Consider the following 22,402-nt stretch of genomic DNA (forward strand, 5'->3'; position numbering starts at 1 on the left):
CCTTAGAAAGGAGGTGATCCAGCCGCACCTTCCGGTACGGCTACCTTGTTACGACTTCGTCCCAATCGCCAGTCCCACCTTCGACGGCTCCCTCCACAAGGGTTGGGCCACCGGCTTCGGGTGTTACCGACTTTCGTGACGTGACGGGCGGTGTGTACAAGGCCCGGGAACGTATTCACCGCAGCAATGCTGATCTGCGATTACTAGCAACTCCAACTTCATGGGGTCGAGTTGCAGACCCCAATCCGAACTGAGACCGGCTTTTTGAGATTCGCTCCACCTCACGGTATCGCAGCTCATTGTACCGGCCATTGTAGCACGTGTGCAGCCCAAGACATAAGGGGCATGATGACTTGACGTCGTCCCCACCTTCCTCCGAGTTGACCCCGGCAGTCTCCTGTGAGTCCCCATCACCCCGAAAGGCATGCTGGCAACACAGAACAAGGGTTGCGCTCGTTGCGGGACTTAACCCAACATCTCACGACACGAGCTGACGACAGCCATGCACCACCTGTACACCGACCACAAGGGGGGCACTATCTCTAGCGCTTTCCGGTGTATGTCAAGCCTTGGTAAGGTTCTTCGCGTTGCGTCGAATTAAGCCACATGCTCCGCTGCTTGTGCGGGCCCCCGTCAATTCCTTTGAGTTTTAGCCTTGCGGCCGTACTCCCCAGGCGGGGAACTTAATGCGTTAGCTGCGGCACGGACGACGTGGAATGTCGCCCACACCTAGTTCCCAACGTTTACGGCGTGGACTACCAGGGTATCTAATCCTGTTCGCTCCCCACGCTTTCGCTCCTCAGCGTCAGTATCGGCCCAGAGATCCGCCTTCGCCACCGGTGTTCCTCCTGATATCTGCGCATTTCACCGCTACACCAGGAATTCCGATCTCCCCTACCGAACTCTAGCCTGCCCGTATCGAATGCAGACCCGGGGTTAAGCCCCGGGCTTTCACATCCGACGCGACAAGCCGCCTACGAGCTCTTTACGCCCAATAATTCCGGACAACGCTTGCGCCCTACGTATTACCGCGGCTGCTGGCACGTAGTTAGCCGGCGCTTCTTCTGCAGGTACCGTCACTTTCGCTTCTTCCCTGCTGAAAGAGGTTTACAACCCGAAGGCCGTCATCCCTCACGCGGCGTCGCTGCATCAGGCTTTCGCCCATTGTGCAATATTCCCCACTGCTGCCTCCCGTAGGAGTCTGGGCCGTGTCTCAGTCCCAGTGTGGCCGGTCGCCCTCTCAGGCCGGCTACCCGTCGTCGCCTTGGTAGGCCATCACCCCACCAACAAGCTGATAGGCCGCGGGCTCATCCTGCACCGCCGGAGCTTTCCACCACCGAGCATGCGCTCAGTAGTCGTATCCGGTATTAGACCCCGTTTCCAGGGCTTGTCCCAGAGTGCAGGGCAGATTGCCCACGTGTTACTCACCCGTTCGCCACTAATCCCCTCCCGAAGGAGGTTCATCGTTCGACTTGCATGTGTTAAGCACGCCGCCAGCGTTCGTCCTGAGCCAGGATCAAACTCTCCGTGAATGTGTACCCGTAATCGGGTTCAACACTCGCGTTGAGCGGAACGACCAGGCGGAATAGGCCCGGTCGTTCACAGCGTCCTCGCTGTGTTTTTCAAAGGAACCTCATCCAGGACCACAAGGATCCATGGACGGGGTTGTTTTATAGTCTGGCGTTGACTTTTGGCACGCTGTTGAGTTCTCAAGGAACGGACGCTTCCTTTGTACTCACCCGAGAGACTCTCTCAGGCTTTCCTCCGGGCGCTTCCCTTCGGTGTTTCCAACCTTACCAGATCCTTTTCCGTTCCGTTTCCGGCCCGGATTCGAAATCCGATCCCCTGTTGGCGGGGTGTCCACCACTTTAGCGGAATTTCCCGCCGGCTCTCAAATCGAGCCGTGAAGTCCGAATCCGGCACGCAAAAGCGCAACAGAAACAAGACCCCTTCGGGGATCCCTCGTCAGTAGTGGTTGTGCCGCTCACCGGTGCAGACGCCCATGGCGCTGCCCCCGTCTCCAGCGGCTCGGGCTACGTTAGGCGCTCGGTCGGCCGGAGTCAAGCACCGGCTCCCGGTTCGTCAGACGTCGCTGGTCGCGCGGTTCTTGCCGCGGTTGCGGGGGACGTGGGCCCGGTAGGGGCTCACGGTCGGGTCGCCGTCGATCCAGAAGCGCCAGGGGTGGACGGCGCCCTCGCCGCCGACGCCCGTCCGGGGGCCGTTGCTGATGTGGTCGGTGAGGGCCGGGGTGCCCTGGAGGACGGAGAGGGGGGCCTCGGGGCCGGCGCAGATGTCGGTGCCGTTCAGGGTGCGGTCGACGTCCAGGGCGGTCGCGAGGCGGGCCGGGCCCTGGGCGAGGTCGCGGTCGTTGCGCGACTTCGGGCGGCGGGCGCGGGCCAGCTCCTGGCCGGTGAGGATCTCGCCGGCGCGAAGCAGGACACCGCTGGCCGTGCCCTCGGGGCCGCAGACCAGGTTGAGGCTGAACCACATGCCGTAGATGAAGTACACGTACGCGTGGCCCGGCGGGCCGAACATGGACGCGTTGCGCTCCGTCCGGCCCCGGTAGGCGTGCGAGCCGGGGTCCACCTCCCCCGCGTACGCCTCCACCTCGGTGATGCGGAGCTCGATCGGCCCGTCGGGGCTCGTACGGACGAGGGTGCGCCCGAGCAGATCGGGTGCGACCTCCAGTACGGGGCGGTCGAAGAAGGTGCGGGCGAGCGGGGTGCGGTGGTCGGAGGAGGACATGCGGGCCGAGGGTACTGGACCGGACGGGTAAGTGCCGGTCGGAGCGGTGCCGTCCGGCCGGGTCGGGGCGGCGGGCCGGACGCGCCCCTCCCCTCGCGGCCTCCCCCGGCCCCGGCCGTCACGTCAACAGGACCGCCATCGGAGTCTCCCGGCCGCGCCAGAACGCGACCGCGTCGTCGAGGATCGTCGATGCCGTCGCCGCCGAGTCCGGGGCTGCCTTCCGGAAGGCGTCCCAGTCCTCCGCCAGGAGCAGGAAGCCGCGGGGGTCGCCGTCCTTGCGCCACCAGGAGAGGTCCGTGAGGCAGTCGGCCAGGGCGTCCCAGTTGTGGCCGAACCAGCCGGGGAAGCCCAGGTCGGCGGCGCAGCGGTCGAGGAAGGCCGCCTTGCCGTCGACGTCCCGGAGGCCGAGGCGCGCGGCGTGCCAGCCGGCCTCGGCGGCGAGTTTCACCGCGTGGGAGGGGGACTCGGTGTCGGGCAGCCGGTACAGGGCCGGCGGGACGGTGCCGTCGAGGAGGCCGGGAATCCCCGGGGCGGGGAGTGCGCCGGCCGTGCCGGTCGTCATGGTTGCACCACCGCTTCGAATGACTTGTAGTGATCGCCGGTGTAGTAGCGCTCGGAGTGGCCGCCGGTGACGATGCGGCGGGCGCCGCGGTTGCGCGCGTCCGGGGTCGGGACGGTGTACTCGTGGTAGTACCCGCGCTGCTGCTTGGGCAGCCGGTTCTCGTAGTTGCCGAAGACGGTGCCGTCCTTGGGGTACGGGAAGGGGCCTCCCTTCGCGATGAGTTCCAGGGTGCGCCGGGCCTCGGGGGAAGTCTGTCCGGGGTGACGGTCTTCATGCCCTTGGCCCAGGCGGGCGTCGGGCCGGCGCCCCGGGTGCCGTCGCCGGCGGAGCCTTGGGGCGATGTCGTCGCTTTTCCGGTTTTGCCGTGGCTGCCGGACGAGCAGGCGGGGAGGAGGAACAGGGGCAGGGCGGCAAGGAGGGCCGTCAGGGTGCGCAGGGCACGGCCGGACGGTCGTCGTCCGCATCGTCGTGACAGGTGGCGGGCCACCTGTCGGAACACACGTCGAAGCACGCGCCTTATGGTCTCAGCCCGGACCGCCCGCGCCTCGTTAGGCTGGCGATTTCACGTATCCGCGCGTTTCCGGAGGTGTCACCGTGTCAGACGTGTCGTCCGCGTCCCCTGAGCAGGGCCGCCCGCCGCTCCCCCACGATTTCCTGCCGCCCGTGCCCTCGTTCACCGTGGTGAGCGACGACGTCCGGCCGGGGGCCCGGCTCGCCGAGGCGCAGACCTTCAGCGGCGCCAACCGCTCGCCGCACCTGCGGTGGGAGGGGTTCCCGGAGGGGACCAAGAGCTTCGCCGTCACGTGCTTCGACCCGGACGCGCCGACGGGCAGCGGCTTCTGGCACTGGGTGCTGTTCGACATCCCGGCGGACGTCACCGAGCTGCCGGCCGGTGCGGGCGGCGGTGACATGAAGGGGCTGCCCGCGGGTGCCGTGCACGTCCGGAACGACTACGGGACGCGTGACTTCGGCGGTGCGGCGCCGCCGCCCGGGGACGGTCCGCACCGTTACGTCTTCACCGTGTACGCCGTGGACCAGGAGAAGCTGGGGCCCGACGCGGACGCCTCCCCCGCCGTCGTCGGCTTCAACCTGCGCTTCCACACGCTGGCCCGGGCGCAGCTGATCGGTGAGCACGAGACGCCGGCGAACGGCTGATCGCGCGCCGCCGTCCCGATGGCGGCCGTCCTGCCCGGGCGGCCGGAAAATCCGTTGCGCGGTGGCCGGCGCGGCCCCCACAGTGGTGGGGGCCGACGGCTTCGCATGCGGCCGTCGGGCAGTGGGCACCGCAGTGGCGGGGAGGGCTCGAGCGCGTTCCGCGCCGGCCGTCTGCCGGAGTTCCGGGCGTGGGCCCGGAGCGGCCGCGTCCGCTGCCGTACGCTCCGGGCCCGGTTTCGACACGGGGGAAGGGCCCGGAGCGTCCCCGTCCGCCTCCCTTGCCCGTGCTGTGACAACTCCCTTTTCACCGGCGGAAATTGCGTTGTCGCGTTCCGGTCCTCCCGGCACAGTTGGGTCATCTCCGCCACCGGGGCGGGGTGACGGCCGGGAGGTGGAACGGAATGCGGGAGACGCTGGTCCTGAACGCGAGCTTCGAGCCGCTGGCGACGGTGTCGCTGCGGCGTGCGGTGGTGCTCGTCCTGCAGGACAAGGCCGTTGTGGAACTGGCCCGCCCCGGTCTGCGTCTCCATTCGTCCGCGATGGAGCTGCCGGCGCCCCAAGTGATCAGGTTGCGCCGGTACGTACGGGTGCCGTTCCGAAGACGTGCGCCGTGGTCCCGTCGGGGGGTGCTGGTGCGTGACCGGCACCGGTGCGCGTACTGCGGGCGGCGGGCCACGACCGTGGACCATGTGGTGCCGCGGTCCCGGGGCGGCGGGGACACCTGGCTGAACACCGTCGCCGCCTGTGCCGAGGACAACCACCGCAAGGCGGACCGGACGCCGGAGCAGGCGGGGATGCGGCTGCTGCGGCGCCCCTTCGAACCGACGCCGTCCGACGCGCTGTTGCTGTCGGTGGGGGCGTACGACGGGGAGCGGCTGCCGGACTGGCCGGCGGTCCCCGCCGCCTAGGCGCGCGAGGCCGAGGGGGGCCGTCTCGCGGGGTGCCCCTCGGCGTCGCCGCTACTTCCGCAGCAGCAGTTGCGTGATGGCGACGACGCCCACCACCACAATGACGCCGCGCAGCACCTGCGGCCGCAGGCGGCGGGCGACGCGGGCGCCCAGCTGGCCGCCCAGGGTGGAGCCGACGGCGATCAGCACGACGGCCGTCCAGTCGATGTGGGCGACGAAGAGGAAGAAGAGGGCGGCGACGCCGTTGACGACGACGCCGAGGACGTTCTTCAGCGCGTTGACGCGCTGGAGGTCGTCGTCGAGGAGCAGGCCCATCAGGGAGAGGTACAGGACGCCCTGGGCCGCGCCGAAGTAGCCGCCGTAGGCGCTGGCGAGGAGCAGGCCGAGGAGGAGGGCCGCGCCGCCGTCGGCGTGCGGGCGGGTGCCGGTGCGGTTGCGGCGCCGGGCGAGGGCGCGGGCGAGGCGGGGCTGGAGGACGACGAGGACCAGCGCCAGGGCGATGAGGGCGGGGACGATCGCGTCGAACGCCTTCGACGGCAGGGTGAGCAGCAGGGCCGCTCCGGTGAGGCCGCCGGCGAGGGCGACGAGGCCGAAGCGGACGATCCGGCCGCGCTGGTCCCGGAGTTCGCGGCGGTAGCCGACGGCGCCGCTGATGTTGCCGGTGACGAGGCCCAGGGTGTTGGAGACGTTGGCGGTGACCGGCGGCAGCCCGGTGGCGAGGAGCACCGGGAAGGTGAACAGGGTTCCGGAGCCGACGATGGCGTTGATGGTGCCGGCTCCTATGCCGGCCGCGAAGACCGCGAGTGCTTCCCAGATGGACAAGGCCATCTCCTTAGGATCGGTAAGTCGCCTCCCCGCCGTCAGAGGTCGGGGGGCCGCACCGATCATGCACGAGAACGGCCGCTGAGGCGATGATCGCGGGGGCCGTTCCGTGCGGGAGGCAGTACGTGCGCGGGGCGCGTGGCGTCAGTCGATCGGGGGCTGTTCGCGGCGCGGGCTCTCCTTGGCACCGGCGGACTTTCCGCCCCCGCCGCCGCCCATGGGGCCGAAGTTGCCGACGGCACCGCTGAGGCCCTTGAGGGCGTCGCCGATCTCGCTGGGCACGATCCAGAGCTTGTTGGCGTCGCCCTCGGCGATCTTCGGGAGCATCTGGAGGTACTGGTAGGAGAGCAGCTTCTCGTCGGGGTCGCCGGCGTGGATGGACTCGAAGACCGTGCGGATGGCCTGGGCCTCGCCCTCGGCGCGGAGCGCGGCGGCCTTGGCCTCGCCCTCGGCGCGGAGGATCGCGGACTGCTTCTCGCCCTCGGCGGTGAGGATCTGGGACTGGCGGATGCCCTCGGCGGTGAGGATGGCGGCGCGCTTGTCCCGGTCGGCGCGCATCTGCTTCTCCATCGAGTCCTGGATGGAGGTGGGCGGTTCGATCGCCTTGAGCTCGACGCGGTTGACGCGGATGCCCCACTTGCCGGTCGCCTCGTCGAGGACGCCGCGCAGCGCCGCGTTGATCTCCTCACGGGAGGTGAGGGTCCGCTCCAGGTCCATGCCGCCGATGATGTTGCGCAGGGTGGTGACGGTGAGCTGCTCGATGGCCTGGATGAAGCTGGACACCTCGTAGGTCGCGGCGCGCGCGTCGGTCACCTGGTAGTAGATGACGGTGTCGATGTTGACGACGAGGTTGTCCTGGGTGATGACCGGCTGCGGGGGGAACGGGACGACCTGTTCGCGGAGGTCGATGCGGTTGCGGATCGAGTCGATGAACGGGACGACGATGTTGAGGCCGGCGTTGAGCGTGCGGGTGTAGCGGCCGAAGCGCTCGACGATGGCGGCGCTGGCCTGTGGGATCACCTGCACCGTCTTCATGAGGGCGATGAAGACGAGCACCACCAGGATGATCAGGACGATGATGATCGCCATGTCGTGGCTCCTCGTGCCTTTCTCGTGGGTCGGCCGGCCGTCGCTCGGACGGGATCCGCGTGTTGAGGGAGTCTGTCAGAACCGGCGGTGCGGCGCAGGCGCCGGACCGGGATCGATCACATCGCCGCTCCCCCTCCACCGCGGACGGCCGCCGGCCGCCGTACGGCCACTGCCCGTACGGCCATTGCCTGCGCGGCGCCTTCACCGGGCCCACCGGGCGGCCGTCTCACATGACCACCGCCGTCGCGCCGTCGATGTCGACGACGTCCACCTGCTCGCCCGCCTCGAAGGTCCGCTCGCCGTCGAGGGAGCGGGCCGACCAGATCTCGCCCGCCAGCTTGATGCGTCCGCCCCGGCCGTCCACCCGTTCCAGGACGATCGCCTGGCGCCCCTTCAGGGCTTCCACGCCGGAAGCGTGGGCGGGGCGGCCGGTGCGCTGCCGGTTGGCGATCGGCCGGACCACGGCGATCAGGGCGACGGAGACGACGGCGAAGACGATGAACTGCAGCACCGTGCCGCCACCGAGGGCGTCGGTGACGGAGGCGGCGACGGCCCCGATCGCCAGCATGCCGAACTCCGGCATCGCGGTGACGACCAGGGGGATACCCAGACCGACGGCGGCCACGAGCCACCACGCCCATGTGTTCACATGGTCATGGTAGGCGCGTGGACGGGGTCACCGACAGGGCTCCTCGGTCCCCCGGACGGGAGGACCGGCACTTCCGGCCGGGTCAGGACAGCGGCAGGCCGTGGGCGGTCCAGCGGTCGCCGCGGCTCTCGACGACCAGCGGGAGGCCGAAGCACTTCGACAGGTTGCGCGAGGTGAGTTCGAGCTCGATGGGGCCGGCGGCGAGCACCTTGCCCTGACGGATCATCAGGACGTGAGTGAAGCCCGGGGCGATCTCCTCGACGTGGTGGGTGACCATGATCATGGAGGGCGCGAGCGGGTCGCGGGCGAGCCGGCCGAGGCGGCGCACCAGGTCCTCGCGGCCGCCGAGGTCGAGGCCCGCGGCGGGCTCGTCCAGCATCAGCAGCTCGGGGTCGATCATCATCGCGCGGGCGATGAGGGTGCGCTTGCGCTCGCCCTCGGAGAGGGTGCCGAACTTGCGGTCCAGGTACTCGGTCATGCCGAGGACGTCGAGGAAGGCGCGGGCGCGCTGCTCGTCGACGGACTCGTAGTCCTCGTGCCAGGTGGCCGTCATGCCGTAGGCGGCGGTGAGCACCGTCTGCAGGACGGTCTGGCTGCGCGGCAGCTTGTCGGCCAGGCCGATGCCGGCGATGCCGATGCGCGGGCGCAGTTCGAAGACGTCCACGGCGCCGAGCTTCTCGCCGAGGATGCGGGCGGTGCCCTTGGTCGGGAACAGGTAGCTGGAGGCGACATTCAGGAGGGTGGTCTTGCCCGCGCCGTTGGGGCCGAGGATGACCCAGCGCTCCCCCTCCTTGACCGACCAGGAGACCTGGTCCACCAGAGCCCGGCCCTCGCGGACCACGGATACGTCCACCAGTTCCAGCACATCGCTCATGAGCGCGTTGTCTCCCATTGCAGTTCGTCGTCGCTGGCGCCTGTCGGCGCAGCCCCCAGGGAAAACCTACGCCACCGGCCGTCATCGCCGATCCCTAGGCTGGGGCCCATGCTCGACGAACATCGATCGGGGCGGTTCACCGCCTGGGGAAACGCCCTTCTTGCCGGTTATGTCTCACCTGATGACGCTGCGCACCACATCACGGGGAGTGACGCGATCCACCGGGTGACCGGCCTGCCGGGCGAGTCCGGCCCGGTGGGGCTGACGCTGGCGCTGGGCCGGCTGCGTGCGCTGGGGGCCACCGGGCTGCGGCTGGCGCTGCCGGTGCCGGGGCATCCGCTGGGGCTGAGCGGGCCGCCGGAGTTCAACGCGCTCGCCCTGGAGGCGGAGGAGGCCGTCCTGGCCCCGGAGGCGGGGGTGGGGCTGGTGCCCGCGGTACGGGCGGCGGGGTCCGGGCCGGACGCCGCCGACCTGCACGTGGAGGTCGTCTGGCGCTGCTCGCCGGTGCGGGACGCGCCGCCCGCCGACGTGCCGTCGCTCGGCGAGGCGGAACGGGAGCTGGCCGAGGCGCTGCGCGAGGCGACCGAGGTGCTGACACGGCTCGACGTGGCGGGATCGGGCCCGGTGGCCCGGGCCGCGCTGGAGGCCTACCGGGCGCGGGCCGAACGGGACCGCGCGATCCTGGCCCCCGGATATCCGCAGCGCGCGGCGCGGGTGCTGGAGCTCGCGCAGCGGGTGGCCGCGCTGGTCGGCCTGGCGTACGGGACGGGGGACGCCGGGAGTCATGAGCACGGCGGGGCGATGAGCGCGTCGGGTATCGCGGCCCGGGCGGCGGCGCTGCGGCCGGTGGAACGGACGGCCCGCCGGGCCCTGGTGGCGGCGTACAACGCGCCCGTGGAGCGGCGGGAGCGCGACCGGCCGTAGCCGGGGCGGGACGGGCCTGACCGGCCGTGGCCGGGACAGGGGGAGGCCCCGCGAACCGTGCGGTTCGCGGGGCCTTCCGGAGCGTCACTTGACGACGCAGACGTTCCCGAACGTCGGGTTCAGGATCCCGAGCAGGATGTCGACCGTGTTGCCGCAGGCGTTGATCGGGACGTCCAGGGGGATCTGGATGACGTTGCCCGAGATGACGCCGGGCGAGCCCTTGGCGATGCCGTGGGCGGTGGCGCCGTCGCTGTCGTGCGCGACTGCGGTGCCGACAGAAGCGCCGACGGATACGCCGGCCGCGGCCAGAACGAGGGCGGCCTTTTTGGCACTGTTCATGGGTGGCTTCCTTTGCTGGTGACCTCGCGGCCCCGGTGACGGAGTCGCGCCCTGATGAACGTCACCACTCCGCCGACGGCACGCCGATCGTGGAGTTTGCCCTCATTCGGACGATTGATCACCCTTCAGAGCCGGTCCCACCGCGGCGGGACCGGCCGTCCGGAAGCGCCGGGAACGGCGCCGTCCGTCACCCGTCGGTTACTCGTTGACGCAGAGGTTGCCGTGGGTGGGGTTCATCGAACCGATCACGCTGACCGTGTTGCTGCAGAGGTTCACCGGGACGCTGACCGGCACCTGGACGACGTTGCCGGAGACGACGCCGGGGCTGTTCTTCGCGATGCCGGCGGCGGCCGGGGCTCCCCCGTGGGCCGACGCGATGCCGGCACCGGCGAGGGCGAGACCGCCGGCCGCGATCGTGACGGCAGCGGCCTTCTTCATGTTCTTCACTCTTGGTCTGACCTTCCTGGAACGCTGCCACGGCCATCCGCCGTGGCTACGTCATGACAACGGGCCGCCGCCCAACGGGTTTCTGCGGTCTCCCGACAATCACACGACCGCATGAATCGACGGTCGGAATGCGACGTTCCGGTGGACGCGCCGCTCCCGGACGGCGCGGTCAGTCGCCGATGCCGTGCCGGACCGCCCAGAGGGCCGCCTGAGTGCGGTCGGCGAGGTCGAGCTTCATCAGGATGTTGGAGACGTGCGTCTTGACCGTCTTCTCGGACAGCACCAGCGCCCGCGCGATCTCCCGGTTGGACCGGCCGTCGGCGATCAGGGCGAGGACCTCCCGCTCCCGCTCGGTCAGCGCGTTGCCCCGGCCCTGGGACCCGCCCGTGTCCTCCTGCGCCAGCAGCGCCCCCGCCACCTCCGACTGGAGGAGGACGTGCCCGGCGTGCACGGACCGGATGGCACCGGCGAGCGCGTCGGGATCCACGTCCTTGTACACATAGCCCGCGGCTCCGGCCTTCAGCGCCGGGATCACCGTGCGCTGCTCGGTGAAGCTGGTGACGACCAGCACCCGGGCCGGGCTGTCCAGGGCACGCAGCCTGCGCAGCGCCTCGATGCCGTCCGTGCCGGGCATCTTCACGTCCATGAGGATCACGTCGGGGCTCAGCTCCTCGGCGCGTGCCACGCCCTCGGCGCCGTCGCCCGCCTCCCCGACGACCTCGATGTCGTCCTGGATCTCCAGGAAGGTGCGCAGCCCCTTGCGGACCACCTGGTGGTCGTCGACCAGCAGCACCCGGATCGTCCGGCCGCTCGCGGTCCCCTGTTTCCCCTGCCGGGCCTCTTCAGCCACCGGGCACCTCCATCTCGATCGCGGTGCCCTCGCCGGGCTCCGAGTCCACGTTCAGCCTGCCGCCGACCCCGTTGGCCCGGTCGCGCATGGAGACCAGGCCGAGATGCCGGCCGGCCCGCCGGACCGCGGAGGGGTCGAATCCGCTTCCGTCGTCGGCCACCCGCAGCACGGCGCCCTGGCCCCGGCGGGCGAGGGTGACGTCGACCTGCGCGGCCCCGGAGTGGCGCAGCGCGTTGTGCAGGGCCTCCTGGGCGACCCGCAGCAGCGCCTCCTCCTGGGCGGCCGGCAGGGCCCGCATCCCGTGGGAGGTGAAGGAGACGTGTGCGGCGTGCGCCCGGTCGAGCACCTTGACCTGGGTGCGCAGGGTGGCGACGAGCCCGTCCTCGTCCAGCCCGGCCGGGCGCAGCTCGACGACGGCGGCGCGCAGCTCGTCGGTGGCCTCGGCGGCGAGCCGGGCGACCTGCTGGAGCTCGTCCTTGGCGCGGGCCGGGTCACGGTCCACCAGTGCGGTGGCGGCCTGGGCGGTGAGGCGCAGCGAGAACAGCTTCTGCGCCACGGCGTCGTGCAGCTCGTGGGCGAGGCGTGCACGCTCCCCGGCGATGGTCAGCTCGCGGCTGCGCTCGTAGAGCCGGGCGTTGGTCAGGGCGATGGCGGCGTGCTGGGCGAGGACGGAGAGGAGCTCCTCGTCCTCGTCGGTGAAGGCGCAGCCGCCCGGGGGCAGTTCCGCGTCCCTTCCTTGTCGACCTTGTTGGCGAGGAAGAGGACGCCGAGGTTCTCGTCGCCGTCGGCGATCGGCATGCCGATGAAGTCGGACATGTCGGGGTGGGCGTCGGGCCAGCCGCCGAAGCGCGGGTCCCGGCGGACGTCGGGCAGCCGCTGCGGGGTCTTCTCCTGGAGCATCGCGGCGAGGATGCCGTGCTGGCGGGGCAGCGGGCCGATGGCCTTCCACTCCTCCTCGCTGACGCCGTCGACGACGAACTGGGCGAAGCCGCCGTGGTCGTCCGGCACCCCGAGGGCGGCGTACCGGGCACCGAGCAGCTCGCGGGCGGAGACGACGATGGTCTTGAGGACGTCGCGGACTTCCAGGTGTCTGCTCATCGCGAGGATCGCGGTGCTCACGGCGGGCAGGCCGGAGCGGGGGCCTTGACTCATGCGGCCACCGTAACCGGCGGTGATCCGGCGGCGGATCGGTCCGCCGGTGGCCGGTACGTGGGCCCCGGGGCCTAGGCCGGAAGGCCCTGTCCCCGCCAGACTCGGTCCATGTCGACCTCTGTGCAGTGGACACCCACCCATGGCGAGCCCTACCGGCCGGTCCCGTACCGGCCCGCGCGGATGCCCGCCGAGGAGTCGCTCGCCCGCGCCGCGGAGCTGCGGGAGCGGATGGCGGACCGCAGGACCGTGCGCCGGTTCTCGGCCGACCCGGTGCCGGAGCGCGTGGTGCGGGACGCCATCGCGTGCGCGGCCACGGCGCCGTCCGGGGCGCACCAGCAGCCGTGGACGTTCGTCCTGGTCAAGGATCCCGAGATACGGGCGCGGATCCGGGCGGCGGCCGAGGAGGAGGAGCGCGTCTCCTACGCCGGGCGGCTCGGCGAGGAGTGGCTGGCGGCGCTGCGGCCGCTGGGCACGGACGAGGTGAAGCCGCATCTGACGGACGCGCCGGCGCTGATCGTCGTTTTCCAGCAGCGGTACTGGCTGGGGGCGGACGGGGAACGGCGCAAGCACTACTACGTGGACGAGTCGGTGGGCATCGCGGTCGGGATGCTGCTGTCGGCGCTGCACCTGTCGGGGCTGGCGGCGCTGGTGCACACGCCGAGTCCGATGCGGTTCCTGGGGGAGGTGCTCGGGCGGCCGGTGAACGAGAAGGCGTTCGCGGTGATCCCGGTGGGGTATCCGGCGGACGACTGCCAGGTTCCGGACCTGGTGCGGAAGAGTCTGGACCAGGTCTTGATTGAGTTCTGATCCACCGGGCAGGAGCGGTCCCGGGAGGGCGCGCGAAAACCCGGTACACACCGTACGGACGTGATCACACGGAGTGTGAGCGGGCGCTGCGCGGTGTGACGCCGCGCATAGGACGCACATCACCTACGACATCCGGTAGTGGAGACGTAAAACCGCCGTAAGAGGGGTGCTGAGCGGGCGCGGGACGCTTTCGGGCGGCCCGCGCCGGAAGTGCCGACAACGAAGTCGGATAGTACGTCACACCTTTGCCAGCGCATTTTGCAGCCGCTAACAATTGCCCCGTCGCAGGGCGCCGTAGATCGAGAAACGGCGCTTCATCCGCGCCGATCCGGGCCACTGCGACTCACGCGATTGGAAGAGGTTCAGCACAGTCATGCGCTCCACCATCTCCGGCTATAGCCGTCTCACCAAGGTCCACAAGTTCTCCGCCGCGGGCATCGCCGCGGCCGGCGTGGCGGCAGTGGCGCTCGCCGTCGTCCCGGGCGGCTCCACCCAGGGTGAGCAGCAGGCCGCGGTCGGCGTGAAGCCCGTCGCGTGGAACGCCAAGGCGTTCGGCACCGAGACCCAGCGCGACGAGCTGGTGAAGCAGTCCGACACCGCCGCCGGCCAGGCCCGCGCGGAGGCGGAGGCCCAGCAGAAGGCCGCCGCGGAGGCGAAGGCCAAGGCGGAGAAGGAGCGCGCCGAGAAGGCGGCCGCGAGCCGGTCCGCCGCGCGCCAGCCGGTCAAGGCCGCGCCGGCCGCGCCCGCCGCCCCGGCCCCGAAGGCGTACGCCAACAACCTCGACGGCTGGATCCGCGAGGCCCTGGACATCATGAAGGCCAAGGGCATCCCGGGCAGCTACGACGGCATCTACCGCAACATCATGCGGGAGTCGACGGGCAACCCGCAGGCCATCAACAACTGGGACTCGAACGCCGCGGCGGGCATCCCCTCCAAGGGCCTGCTCCAGGTGATCGACCCGACCTTCAAGGCGTACCACGTCGACGGCACCTCCTGGGACATCTACGACCCGGTCGCCAACATCACCGCCGCCTGCAACTACGCGGCCAAGGTCTACGGCTCCATGGACAACGTCAACTCGGCCTACTGAGCCGGGGGCTGACGTCCCGAAGAGCCACGCGAAAGGGCGGTGGCATCCGGTTTCCCGGGTGCCACCGCCCTTTTTGCCGCCGCAATTCGCGGCGGGCTTTTCTGGTTTACGGCCGTTTTCCTTCCGGCCGCTTCTCCTCCGGACGTTTTCTCCGGGCTGTTTCCTCCGGGCTGTTTCCCCGGGGTGTTTCCTCCGAGGCGTTTCCCCTGACGCGTTTCCGCGCTACTTGCGCATGACCTCGGGTTCGTGCCGGCGCAGCAGCCGGGCGACCGCGAAGCCGCAGGCGACGCCGAGCGCGAGAAGGACGAACAGGTCGATGCCCCACTGGGAGACGGTGTGCGCCCAGAGCGGGTCGAGGTTGTTCGGGTCGTTCTTGTCGAAGGGGGCCATGAGGTGGGAGAGGTCCAGGGTGGCGCCTGCGGCGCCGATGGCCCAGCGGGAGGGCATCAGCCAGGCGACCTGCTCGACGCCCGGGGCGTCGTAGACCTTGAACATGATGCCGGTGAAGACGACCTGGACGATCGCGAACATCACCAGCAGCGGCATGGTCTTCTCCGCGGTCTTCACCAGGGAGGAGATCACCAGGCCGATCATCATGGACGTGAAGCCCAGCGCGATGATGACCAGGCAGAGCTCGGCGGCCGGGAGCGCCTTGAGGATGAGGCCCTCGGTGGGCAGCTTCCGGACGGAGAAGCCGATGGCGCAGATGATCACGCCCTGCAGCGCGGTGATCGCGCCCAGCACGATGACCTTGGACATCAGGTAGGCGGACCGGGAGAGGCCGACCGCCCGTTCCCGTTCGTAGATCACCCGTTCCTTGATGAGCTCACGGACGGAGTTGGCGGCTCCGGAGAAGCACATGCCGACCGCGAGGATCAGCATGATCGTGCCGGCGTCCTGATTGTGGCCCTTGGGGGGCGCCGAGAGCCCGAAGTCGGACGGGATCACACAGCTCACCCCGCCGAGGACCGCGGGCAGGATCAGCATCAGGCCCATGAAGCCGCGGTCGGAGGCGATGACCGAGACGTAGCGGCGCATCAGCGTCCACAGCTGGGAGCCCCAGCTCTGGGCCTTGTGCGGACGGACCATCTGCGGCTGGACGTGCACCGACTGCGGGGCGACGGCGTCGATGTCCGCGGCGTACATCTGGTAGTGCTGCGAGCCCTTCCAGCGGCCCGCCCAGTCGTAGTCGCGGTAGTTCTCGAAGGCGGAGAAGACGTCCGCCCAGGTGTCGTAGCCGAAGAAGTTGAGCGCCTCCTCCGGCGGGCCGAAGTAGGCGACGGAACCGCCGGGCGCCATGACCAGCAGCTTGTCGCAGAGGGCCAGCTCGGCGACGGAGTGGGTGACGACCAGGACCGTACGGCCGTCGTCCGCGAGGCCGCGCAGCAGCTGCATCACATCGCGGTCCATGCCCGGGTCGAGGCCCGAGGTGGGCTCGTCCAGGAAGATCAGCGAGGGCTTGGTCAGCAGCTCCAGGGCGACGGAGACGCGCTTGCGCTGGCCGCCGGAGAGGGAGGTGACCTTCTTGTCCTTGTGGATGTCGAGCTTGAGCTCGCGGAGCACCTCGTCGATGCGGGCCTCGCGCTCGGCGGGCGCGGTGTCGCCGGGGAAGCGGAGCTTCGCGGCGTAGCGGAGCGCCTTCCGGACGGTGAGCTCCTTGTGCAGGATGTCGTCCTGCGGGACCAGACCGATGCGCTGCCGCAGCTCGGCGAACTGCTTGTACAGGTTCCGGTTGTCGTAGAGGACGTCGCCCTGGTTGGCGGGCCGGTAGCCGGTCAGCGCCTTGAGCAGGGTGGACTTGCCGGAGCCCGACGGGCCGATGACGGCGATCAGCGACTTCTCGGGGACGCCGAAGGAGACGTCCTTGAGGATCTGCTTGCCGCCGTCCACGGTGACGGTCAGGTGGCGGGCCGAGAAGGAGACGTCGCCGGTGTCGACGAACTCCTCCAGCCGGTCGCCGACGAGCCGGAACGTGGAGTGACCGACGCCGACGATGTCCTGCGGGCCGATGACCTGCTGGCGGACCGGCTGGCCGTTGACGTAGGTGCCGTTGTGGCTGCCCAGGTCGACGATCTCGAAGCGGCCGTCGGGGGTGGCCCGGAACTCGGCGTGGTAGCGGGAGACCTGGAGGTCGGCGACGACCAGCTCGTTCTCCAGGGCACGGCCGATGCGCATCACGCGGCCCTGGGCGAGCTGGTGGAAGGTGGTCGGGCTGCGGTCGCCGTGGACGGGCGGGGCGCCGGCCCCCGCGCCCTGGGGCGGCCGGCCCTGCTCCGGCGAGGACGCCTGGTGCGGGATGTGCGGCTGGGCCTGCTGCGGCTGCGGGGCTTGTTGCGCCTGCTGAGCCTGCTGCCAGGGCGCCTGGGCGGCGGCCTGCGGCTGCTGCCAGCCGCCGTGGGGCTGCTGGTATTGCTGCGGGTGCTGCTGATACTGCTGGGGTCCGCCGTGCGGGGGCTGCTGCCACATGCCGGGGGCCTGCTGCTGCGGCGCCGGCGCCGCGTGACCGGGCTGGGCCGCGTGACCGGGCTGGGCCGCCAGCGCGGTCTGCGCGCTGTAGAGATCGCCGGCGGGCGGCGCGGCGGCACCGGCGGCGCTCAGCCGCGGGCCGTCGGTCGCGTTGCCCAGGTGGACGACCGAGCCGGGGCCGATCTCCACCTGGTGGACCCGCTGCCCCTGCGCATAGGTGCCGTTGGTGCTGCCCTGGTCCTCGAGCACCCAACTGCGGCCGTTCCAACGGACGATGGCGTGGCGCCACGAGACCCTGGCGTCCTCCAGCACCATGTCGCCCTGCGGATCGCGTCCGAGGGTGTACGACCGGGACGGATCGAGCGTCCAGGTCTGTCCATTCAATTCCAGTACGAGTTCAGGCACTCCATGCCCCACTACTTGTCCCCCGATGTACCCCCTGCACAGGGAGTCTAGGGATGGCGAACATCGGGAGGAACTATTTCAGGCACAGTCCCCCGATCGAAAGTCGGGGATTGGCGCCCCCCGCTTTCCGAGCGCCGTTGACGGGCCGGAAACACCACCGGAGAGTGGTAATCACCCACGGCCGCCCGGGAGTCGCTCGTCCCCGGGGCCGGGGGCCGGGGCGGCGACGGACCGGGGGGCCGTGATGACCATCACCAGCGGACGGCGCCCGGCGCGGGGCGTCCACATGATCGTTTTCGCTGTGGCGGGGGTCGGGTGGGCCTTCCTCGCCATGGCGGGGGTGGCGGCGCTGGGACTGCACCTCCTGGGCGCGGACGCGGCCGGGGAGCTGGGGCCGATGACGGCCGCGGTGACCGTTCTCGCGGTCGGCGGGTCCGTCGCGCCGTCGGGGGCGCTGGAGGCGTTCGGGGTCAAGGGCGCCGACGCGCACACCGCCATCGAGCTCACGCCGCTGGGTGTGAGCCTGGTGGGGGCGCTGGTGCTCGGCTGGTCGTTCGCCCGGTCGCTGCGAGCGGCGGGACCGGTGGTCGGCGGCCGTGAACTCGCCCTCCGCGCCGGGGCGGTGGCCTCGGTGTTCCTGCTGCTGCTCGGCGGGCTGGCCTGGGCCGGCTCGTCCACCCTCACCTTCCAGGGGGAAGGACTCGGCCTCGGCGACTCGGCGGGCGGCCCGAAACTCCCGAAGCTGGATATCCCCGGTGTCGGCGACATCGGGGACATCGGCGGGGGGCTCGCCCAAGGGCTGGCCGACCTCGCCAAGGCCAAGGCGGACGTCGGCTTCTCGGTACGGACCGGGCCCTCCCTGCTGGGCGGCGCGCTCTGGGTGGCGGCCGTGCTGCTGATCGCCGTACTCGCCGCGCGCCGGTCCCCGCTGCCGCGCGGCGCCGGCGCCCTCCACCGGACGGTACGGCCGGCGGCCTCGGCGCTGTGCGGCGTCCTCGTCCTGACCGTCGCCGCCGGGTGGGCGGCGGCGCTGGTCGCGGTGGCCGGCGACGACCATCCCCGGCGGGTGGCCGGCGGCGCGCTGCTCGGCGCGCCGAACGGGGTGTGGCTCGGGGTTCCGCTGGGCCTCTTCGTCCCCTGGCACGGCCGGGCCTCGGGAACCCTGACGCAGGTCCTCCCCTCCCCGCTCGACGACCTGCTGGCCGGCGGCACCGACCGGCCGGTCACGGTGGGCCGGCTGGCGGAGTACGACGGGCGGGTGTGGCTGCTGTCGGTCGCCTGCGCGGTCGCCCTGCTCCTGGCCGGGGTGCTCACGGCGGTCCGGACGCCCCGGGGAGCGCGGAGCGCGGTCGCGTACGCCGGCCGGTGCGGCCTCGCGCTGGGCGCGGTGACGGCCGCGGCGCTGCCGCTGCTCGTCCTGGCGACGCGGGTGAAGGCCGACGCCGGGCTGACGGTGCTGGGCGTCGACGCGGTGGGCGCCGGGCTCGACCTGCGGGGGAACGGACTCCTCGCGGCGGTCCTCGGGGCGGCGTGGGGCCTGGCGGCCGGGACGGTGGGCGGGTTGCTCGCGTGTGCCACGGGGGCGGCGGGGCGGGGGGCCGTGGCGTTCGCGCGGGAAGGACGAGAAGGACGCGAGGGGCAGGGAGGGCGAGGGGGAGGAGACGGGTGGGGACAGGGAGGAAGGGGAGGCAGGGGACGGGCAGGCGCGGGGTACGACGGGTCCGGGTACGACGGGTCCGGGTACGACGGGTCCGGGTACGACGGGTCCGGGTACGACGGGTCCGGGTACGGGCATCCGTCCGGCGGGGCGCCGGGGAGCCCTGGCGGCGGGGAACGCGGGAACGCGGCCGGCGGGGCGGCGGGCAGTCCGGCCGGCGGGGCGGCCGGGGACGTGCCCGGGCCGCACCGGCCGTCGCCCGGTTACCGTCCGGCGCGGGACGAGACCAATCCCTATCTGCGCCCGCGGCCCGAACCCCGGCCGGGCACTCCGCCGGGCTCCGGGCCGGGCCCGCGGGTCGACCCCTCGGCCACCACCTCGACCGGGCCTGCGGCGCCCGGCCCCGATTCCGGTTCCTCTCCCGGCGCGCGGCGCGGCCCTCGGCCGGGGCCGCCGCAGGAGCGTCCCCGCCGCCCGTACGGGAGCCCGCCCCCGCCACCGCCGCCTCCGCCGCCCGCACCCCGGGGGTGGCCGGGACCGGACGGACGGCCACCGCGGCGGTAGCCACGCGGTGAATAGTCATCCCGCCGGCCGCCTCCCCCTGCGACCACCTCACGGGCACCGGATACGGTAGAAGGACCATGAGCGCACCGTTGCCCCCGCCCGTCACCCCCGCCGCCGGTGACGACGTGCCCACTCTCCTCGTCAAGATCTTCGGGAAGGACCGGCCGGGCATCACCGCCGGCCTCTTCGACACCCTCGCCGCCTACGCGGTCGACGTCGTGGACATCGAACAGGTCGTCACCCGGGGCCGGATCACCCTGTGCGCGCTGGTCACCGCGCCCGCCGGAGGCGCCTCGGCCGAGGGCGGCCTGCGGTCGACGGTGCACAGCTGGGCCGAGGCCATGCACCTCCAGACGGAGATCATCTCGGGCCGGGGCGACAACAGGCCGCGCGGCACGGGCCGTTCCCATGTCACGGTGCTCGGGCACCCGCTCACCGCGGAGTCCACGGCCGCCATCGCGGCCCGTATCACCGGCACCGGCGGCAACATCGACCGTATCTTCCGCCTCGCCAAGTACCCCGTGACGGCAGTGGAGTTCGCGGTCTCCGGCGCCGGGACGGAGACGCTGCGCACCGCGCTGGCGATAGAGGCGGCGAAGCTCGGGGTGGACGTCGCCGTCGTGGCCGCCGGGTTGCAGCGGCGGGCGCAGCGCCTGGTGGTGATGGACGTCGACTCGACGCTGATCCAGGACGAGGTCATCGAGCTGTTCGCGGCCCACGCGGGCTGTGAGGCCGAGGTGGCCGAGGTGACCGCCCGCGCGATGCGGGGCGAGCTCGACTTCGAACAGTCGCTGCACGCGCGGGTCGCGCTCCTGGAGGGCCTGCCCGAGTCGGTGGTGGACAAGGTACGCGCGGAGGTGCGGCTGACGCCCGGCGCCCGTACCCTCATCCGCACCCTGAAGCGGCTGGGCTTCCAGGTGGGCGTGGTGTCCGGGGGTTCACCCAGGTCACCGACGACCTGCGGGAGCGGCTGGGGCTGGACTTCGCCTCGGCCAACACCCTGGAGATAGTGGACGGCAGGCTGACCGGCCGGGTCACCGGCGAGATCGTGGACCGGGCGGGCAAGGCGCGGCTGCTGCGCCGGTTCGCCGCCGAGGCCGGGGTGCCGCTCTCCCAGACGGTGGCGATCGGTGACGGCGCCAACGACCTCGACATGCTCAACGCGGCCGGCCTGGGGGTCGCGTTCAATGCCAAGCCGGTGGTCCGGGAGGCTGCGCACACGGCGGTGAACGTGCCGTTCCTGGACACGGTGCTGTATCTGCTGGGCGTCACCCGGGAAGAGGTCGAGGCGGCGAACACGCACGAGTGACGTCGGCGCGGGGACCAGTGATGGCGGGGGACGAGTGATGGGTGACGGGTGACGCGTCGGCGTCACCCGTCCGTCCGTTCCCCCACCTGTCCGCTCCCCCGCCCGTCCACTCGCCCGTCCGGGACCTCTTCCGGCCTCGTCAGGCGTGCGGCGCCCAGAAGGCGACCAGTCGACCGACCCCGTGTTCGACGCTCTTCCACGAACCGGTGAAGCTGATCACCGCGATGGCCGAGGTGGGGTACCCCGAGCGGTTCAACCGGGCCAGCAGGTCTCCGTCGGCCTCGCCCGACAGGGCGTCCGCCAGGGCGTGCATGCCCGGGTTGTGCCCCACGACGACGAGGTCGCCCACCTCGTCCGACACCTCGTTGAGCAGCGCGATCAGCTCGCCGAGCGATGCCTCGTAGAGCCGCTCCTCGTACACCGTCCGGGGGCGCTGGGGCAGCTCGGAGACGGCGAGCTTCCAGGTCTCGCGGGTGCGGGCCGCTGTCGAGCACAGGGTCAGGTCGGGGACGACACCCGAGCCGGCGAGCCAGCGGCCCGCGACGGGAGCGTCCTTGCGCCCGCGGTCGGCGAGCGGTCGCTCGTGGTCGTCGACGTCGGACCATTCGGCCTTGGCGTGGCGGAAGAGGACGATCCTGCGGGTCATGTCGGCGCTCATGCCGTCCAGCTTCGCACGAAACCAGCCGTGAGGCGCGGGGTGTTGGGAGGCTTGCCCTCCTCGGGGTAACGCTTCACGATATCCAGCCGTCCAGGGTGTGCCGGACGACGCGGACGACCTGCGCGACGGGGCTCTGCGACGCCGTCCCGTCGGCTGCCGCCGCCGGGGCAGCGGACGCCTCCGGGACGGGGAGGGCCAGCAGGGCGAAGAGCGCGGCGAAGGCCAGGGCGGGCAGGACCGCGGCCCACCACGGCAGGCGGGTCTGCGCGGTGCCTCGGGTGCGGGTGTGCCTGCCGGCGGGCATGTTCTCCTCCGTGGATGCCTCGGTGCACCGCCGCGTCGCGGTGCCCTACGAATCTACGGAGCGGGACCCCTGGGATCCCATCCGGGAAGCCACCCACTCTTCCCGGAGGTGGACCCCCTAGGGGACGGGGGTTAACCCCACCCCGGCGGGGTGGGTGGAGGAAGAAAACGAGTCGGCCGGCCTGTGCCGGCCGACGGTCGGGCTTGATCGCCGTCTGATCGGGCTTGGACCAGACGGCGATCAGACGGCGACCAGGCGATGGTCAGCCGGCGGCGATCGTCGCGATGATGCCGATGACGACGGTGATGCCGAGCATCGCGCCGAGGATGACCAGAAGCGTCTTCTGGCCGTTCTGGGGGTTGGGTTCGAGGACGGGCATGGCACCAGTGTCGCAGCCGCCGCCTCCGGCCGGGCACCGGGGTCGGGGCGTGGCGCGCCACCGCCGGGCGGGGGCGCGGGCGTCCGCGTCGGGCCGGGCCGTGAGCTCCACCGCCGGGCGGGCGGGCAAACGTCGGTGCCGGGGGCGGGCGTCGGTGTCGGGCAGGAGCGCGAGCACCACCCCCGGGCGGGCAGGCGAGTGTCGGTGCCGGGGAGCGGCGTCGGGCGTCGGCACTGGACTCCGCGCC

20 protein-coding genes, 1 rRNA gene and 2 pseudogenes are annotated in these 22,402 nt (G+C 71.5%); 7 read left to right on the forward strand and 16 right to left on the reverse strand.

The window, feature by feature from the left end:
* Positions 1-6: 6 nt before the first annotated feature.
* The 4 genes from ACQEVS_RS07055 to ACQEVS_RS07070 all read right to left on the reverse strand — a co-directional run bounded on the left by ACQEVS_RS07055 (position 7) and on the right by ACQEVS_RS07070 (position 3,771).
* Positions 7-1,532 (reverse strand): 16S ribosomal RNA (locus ACQEVS_RS07055).
* A gap of 550 nt (positions 1,533-2,082) precedes the next feature.
* Positions 2,083-2,745, reverse strand: coding sequence for a DNA-3-methyladenine glycosylase (locus tag ACQEVS_RS07060; RefSeq protein ID WP_433016705.1), 663 nt, complete (start codon positions 2,743-2,745; stop codon positions 2,083-2,085).
* Between the two features lie 118 nt (positions 2,746-2,863).
* Positions 2,864-3,307, reverse strand: coding sequence for a barstar family protein (locus ACQEVS_RS07065; RefSeq protein ID WP_433016708.1), 444 nt, complete (start codon positions 3,305-3,307; stop codon positions 2,864-2,866).
* On the reverse strand, positions 3,304-3,771 hold the full coding sequence (locus tag ACQEVS_RS07070) for a ribonuclease domain-containing protein (protein WP_433016711.1): 468 nt from the start codon (positions 3,769-3,771) through the stop codon (positions 3,304-3,306). The genes ACQEVS_RS07065 and ACQEVS_RS07070 overlap by 4 nt, the downstream gene beginning before the upstream one ends.
* Before the next feature lie 130 nt (positions 3,772-3,901).
* On the opposite strand from ACQEVS_RS07070, the gene ACQEVS_RS07075 reads away from it, so the two are divergent.
* Together ACQEVS_RS07075 and ACQEVS_RS07080 are read left to right on the forward strand one after the other, a co-directional pair.
* Entirely contained in the window at positions 3,902-4,462 is a 561-nt protein-coding gene (locus tag ACQEVS_RS07075; RefSeq protein ID WP_433016714.1) for a YbhB/YbcL family Raf kinase inhibitor-like protein, read from the forward strand.
* Positions 4,463-4,863: 401 nt separating this feature from the next.
* Positions 4,864-5,370, forward strand: a complete 507-nt coding sequence (locus tag ACQEVS_RS07080; protein WP_433016717.1) for an HNH endonuclease — start codon at positions 4,864-4,866, stop codon at positions 5,368-5,370.
* Between the two features lie 51 nt (positions 5,371-5,421).
* On the opposite strand, the gene ACQEVS_RS07085 is transcribed toward ACQEVS_RS07080, so the two are convergent.
* The 4 genes from ACQEVS_RS07085 to ACQEVS_RS07100 all read right to left on the reverse strand — a co-directional run bounded on the left by ACQEVS_RS07085 (position 5,422) and on the right by ACQEVS_RS07100 (position 8,822).
* Positions 5,422-6,198, reverse strand: a complete 777-nt coding sequence (locus tag ACQEVS_RS07085) for a sulfite exporter TauE/SafE family protein (protein ID WP_433016720.1) — start codon at positions 6,196-6,198, stop codon at positions 5,422-5,424.
* Between the two features lie 138 nt (positions 6,199-6,336).
* Positions 6,337-7,281, reverse strand: coding sequence for an SPFH domain-containing protein (locus tag ACQEVS_RS07090; RefSeq protein ID WP_004955485.1), 945 nt, complete (start codon positions 7,279-7,281; stop codon positions 6,337-6,339).
* Positions 7,282-7,507: 226 nt separating this feature from the next.
* Complete coding sequence (locus tag ACQEVS_RS07095; protein ID WP_433016725.1) at positions 7,508-7,930, reverse strand: NfeD family protein; 423 nt, start codon at positions 7,928-7,930, stop codon at positions 7,508-7,510.
* 82 nt (positions 7,931-8,012) lie between these two features.
* Positions 8,013-8,822, reverse strand: a complete 810-nt coding sequence (locus ACQEVS_RS07100) for an ABC transporter ATP-binding protein (RefSeq protein ID WP_433016728.1) — start codon at positions 8,820-8,822, stop codon at positions 8,013-8,015.
* Between the two features lie 90 nt (positions 8,823-8,912).
* On the opposite strand from ACQEVS_RS07100, the gene ACQEVS_RS07105 reads away from it, so the two are divergent.
* Complete coding sequence (locus tag ACQEVS_RS07105) at positions 8,913-9,728, forward strand: hypothetical protein (RefSeq protein ID WP_433016731.1); 816 nt, start codon at positions 8,913-8,915, stop codon at positions 9,726-9,728.
* Positions 9,729-9,812: 84 nt separating this feature from the next.
* Here the strand turns inward: ACQEVS_RS07105 and ACQEVS_RS07110 are convergent, their stop codons facing one another.
* The 4 genes and pseudogenes from ACQEVS_RS07110 to ACQEVS_RS07125 form a co-directional block, all read right to left on the reverse strand.
* Positions 9,813-10,067: a chaplin gene (locus tag ACQEVS_RS07110; RefSeq protein ID WP_185945792.1), complete on the reverse strand. Its 255-nt coding sequence runs from the start codon at positions 10,065-10,067 to the stop codon at positions 9,813-9,815.
* A gap of 198 nt (positions 10,068-10,265) precedes the next feature.
* Positions 10,266-10,514, reverse strand: coding sequence for a chaplin family protein (locus tag ACQEVS_RS07115; RefSeq protein WP_433016735.1), 249 nt, complete (start codon positions 10,512-10,514; stop codon positions 10,266-10,268).
* A gap of 169 nt (positions 10,515-10,683) precedes the next feature.
* Positions 10,684-11,364 carry a response regulator gene (locus ACQEVS_RS07120; protein WP_433016738.1) on the reverse strand — a complete coding sequence of 227 codons (681 nt, stop codon included), beginning with the start codon at positions 11,362-11,364 and terminating at the stop codon, positions 10,684-10,686.
* Positions 11,357-12,516: pseudogene (locus tag ACQEVS_RS07125) on the reverse strand (GAF domain-containing sensor histidine kinase). The gene ACQEVS_RS07120 and the pseudogene ACQEVS_RS07125 overlap by 8 nt, the downstream one beginning before the upstream one ends.
* 108 nt (positions 12,517-12,624) lie before the next feature.
* Between ACQEVS_RS07125 and ACQEVS_RS07130 the strand changes: the two are divergent.
* Both ACQEVS_RS07130 and ACQEVS_RS07135 read left to right on the forward strand, forming a co-directional pair.
* On the forward strand, positions 12,625-13,323 hold the full coding sequence (locus ACQEVS_RS07130; RefSeq protein ID WP_433016741.1) for a nitroreductase family protein: 699 nt from the start codon (positions 12,625-12,627) through the stop codon (positions 13,321-13,323).
* Between the two features lie 373 nt (positions 13,324-13,696).
* Complete coding sequence (locus ACQEVS_RS07135; RefSeq protein WP_433016744.1) at positions 13,697-14,413, forward strand: transglycosylase SLT domain-containing protein; 717 nt, start codon at positions 13,697-13,699, stop codon at positions 14,411-14,413.
* 222 nt (positions 14,414-14,635) lie between these two features.
* Here ACQEVS_RS07135 and ACQEVS_RS07140 read toward each other — a convergent pair whose 3' ends face one another.
* Positions 14,636-17,284 (reverse strand): FHA domain-containing protein, encoded by a 2,649-nt coding sequence (locus ACQEVS_RS07140; protein WP_433016747.1) that lies wholly within the window; start codon positions 17,282-17,284, stop codon positions 14,636-14,638.
* Positions 17,285-17,528: 244 nt separating this feature from the next.
* On the opposite strand from ACQEVS_RS07140, the gene ACQEVS_RS07145 reads away from it, so the two are divergent.
* Together ACQEVS_RS07145 and serB are read left to right on the forward strand one after the other, a co-directional pair.
* Positions 17,529-19,505: a streptophobe family protein gene (locus tag ACQEVS_RS07145; protein WP_433016750.1), complete on the forward strand. Its 1,977-nt coding sequence runs from the start codon at positions 17,529-17,531 to the stop codon at positions 19,503-19,505.
* 77 nt (positions 19,506-19,582) lie between these two features.
* A pseudogene (gene serB, locus ACQEVS_RS07150) lies at positions 19,583-20,814 on the forward strand (phosphoserine phosphatase SerB).
* A 139-nt stretch (positions 20,815-20,953) separates the two neighbouring features.
* Here serB and ACQEVS_RS07155 read toward each other — a convergent pair.
* From ACQEVS_RS07155 to ACQEVS_RS07165, 3 genes are all read right to left on the reverse strand, one after another.
* A complete protein-coding gene (locus ACQEVS_RS07155) occupies positions 20,954-21,472 on the reverse strand; it encodes a SixA phosphatase family protein (RefSeq protein WP_185945801.1) in 519 nt (172 codons plus the stop codon).
* 73 nt (positions 21,473-21,545) lie between these two features.
* Positions 21,546-21,776 carry a hypothetical protein gene (locus tag ACQEVS_RS07160; protein WP_433016753.1) on the reverse strand — a complete coding sequence of 77 codons (231 nt, stop codon included), beginning with the start codon at positions 21,774-21,776 and terminating at the stop codon, positions 21,546-21,548.
* Between the two features lie 262 nt (positions 21,777-22,038).
* Entirely contained in the window at positions 22,039-22,155 is a 117-nt protein-coding gene (locus tag ACQEVS_RS07165; RefSeq protein ID WP_398273580.1) for an SGM_5486 family transporter-associated protein, read from the reverse strand.
* Positions 22,156-22,402: the final 247 nt, after the last annotated feature.

The organism is Streptomyces sp. CA-181903, from assembly GCF_050937075.1.
Taxonomy (GTDB): Bacteria; Actinomycetota; Actinomycetes; order Streptomycetales; family Streptomycetaceae; genus Streptomyces.

Coding starts and splice junctions, on each gene's coding strand:
- ACQEVS_RS07060 (WP_433016705.1), bottom strand. CDS start 2,745: ATGTCCTCCTCCGACCACCGCACCCCGCTCGCCCGCACCTTCTTCGAC.
- ACQEVS_RS07065 (WP_433016708.1), bottom strand. CDS start 3,307: ATGACGACCGGCACGGCCGGCGCACTCCCCGCCCCGGGGATTCCCGGC.
- ACQEVS_RS07070 (WP_433016711.1), bottom strand. CDS start 3,771: ATGCGGACGACGACCGTCCGGCCGTGCCCTGCGCACCCTGACGGCCCT.
- ACQEVS_RS07080 (WP_433016717.1), top strand. CDS start 4,864: ATGCGGGAGACGCTGGTCCTGAACGCGAGCTTCGAGCCGCTGGCGACG.
- ACQEVS_RS07085 (WP_433016720.1), bottom strand. CDS start 6,198: ATGGCCTTGTCCATCTGGGAAGCACTCGCGGTCTTCGCGGCCGGCATA.
- ACQEVS_RS07090 (WP_004955485.1), bottom strand. CDS start 7,281: ATGGCGATCATCATCGTCCTGATCATCCTGGTGGTGCTCGTCTTCATC.
- ACQEVS_RS07100 (WP_433016728.1), bottom strand. CDS start 8,822: ATGGGAGACAACGCGCTCATGAGCGATGTGCTGGAACTGGTGGACGTA.
- ACQEVS_RS07105 (WP_433016731.1), top strand. CDS start 8,913: ATGCTCGACGAACATCGATCGGGGCGGTTCACCGCCTGGGGAAACGCC.
- ACQEVS_RS07110 (WP_185945792.1), bottom strand. CDS start 10,067: ATGAACAGTGCCAAAAAGGCCGCCCTCGTTCTGGCCGCGGCCGGCGTA.
- ACQEVS_RS07130 (WP_433016741.1), top strand. CDS start 12,625: ATGTCGACCTCTGTGCAGTGGACACCCACCCATGGCGAGCCCTACCGG.
- ACQEVS_RS07135 (WP_433016744.1), top strand. CDS start 13,697: ATGCGCTCCACCATCTCCGGCTATAGCCGTCTCACCAAGGTCCACAAG.
- ACQEVS_RS07145 (WP_433016750.1), top strand. CDS start 17,529: ATGACCATCACCAGCGGACGGCGCCCGGCGCGGGGCGTCCACATGATC.
- ACQEVS_RS07155 (WP_185945801.1), bottom strand. CDS start 21,472: ATGAGCGCCGACATGACCCGCAGGATCGTCCTCTTCCGCCACGCCAAG.
- ACQEVS_RS07160 (WP_433016753.1), bottom strand. CDS start 21,776: ATGCCCGCCGGCAGGCACACCCGCACCCGAGGCACCGCGCAGACCCGC.
- ACQEVS_RS07165 (WP_398273580.1), bottom strand. CDS start 22,155: ATGCCCGTCCTCGAACCCAACCCCCAGAACGGCCAGAAGACGCTTCTG.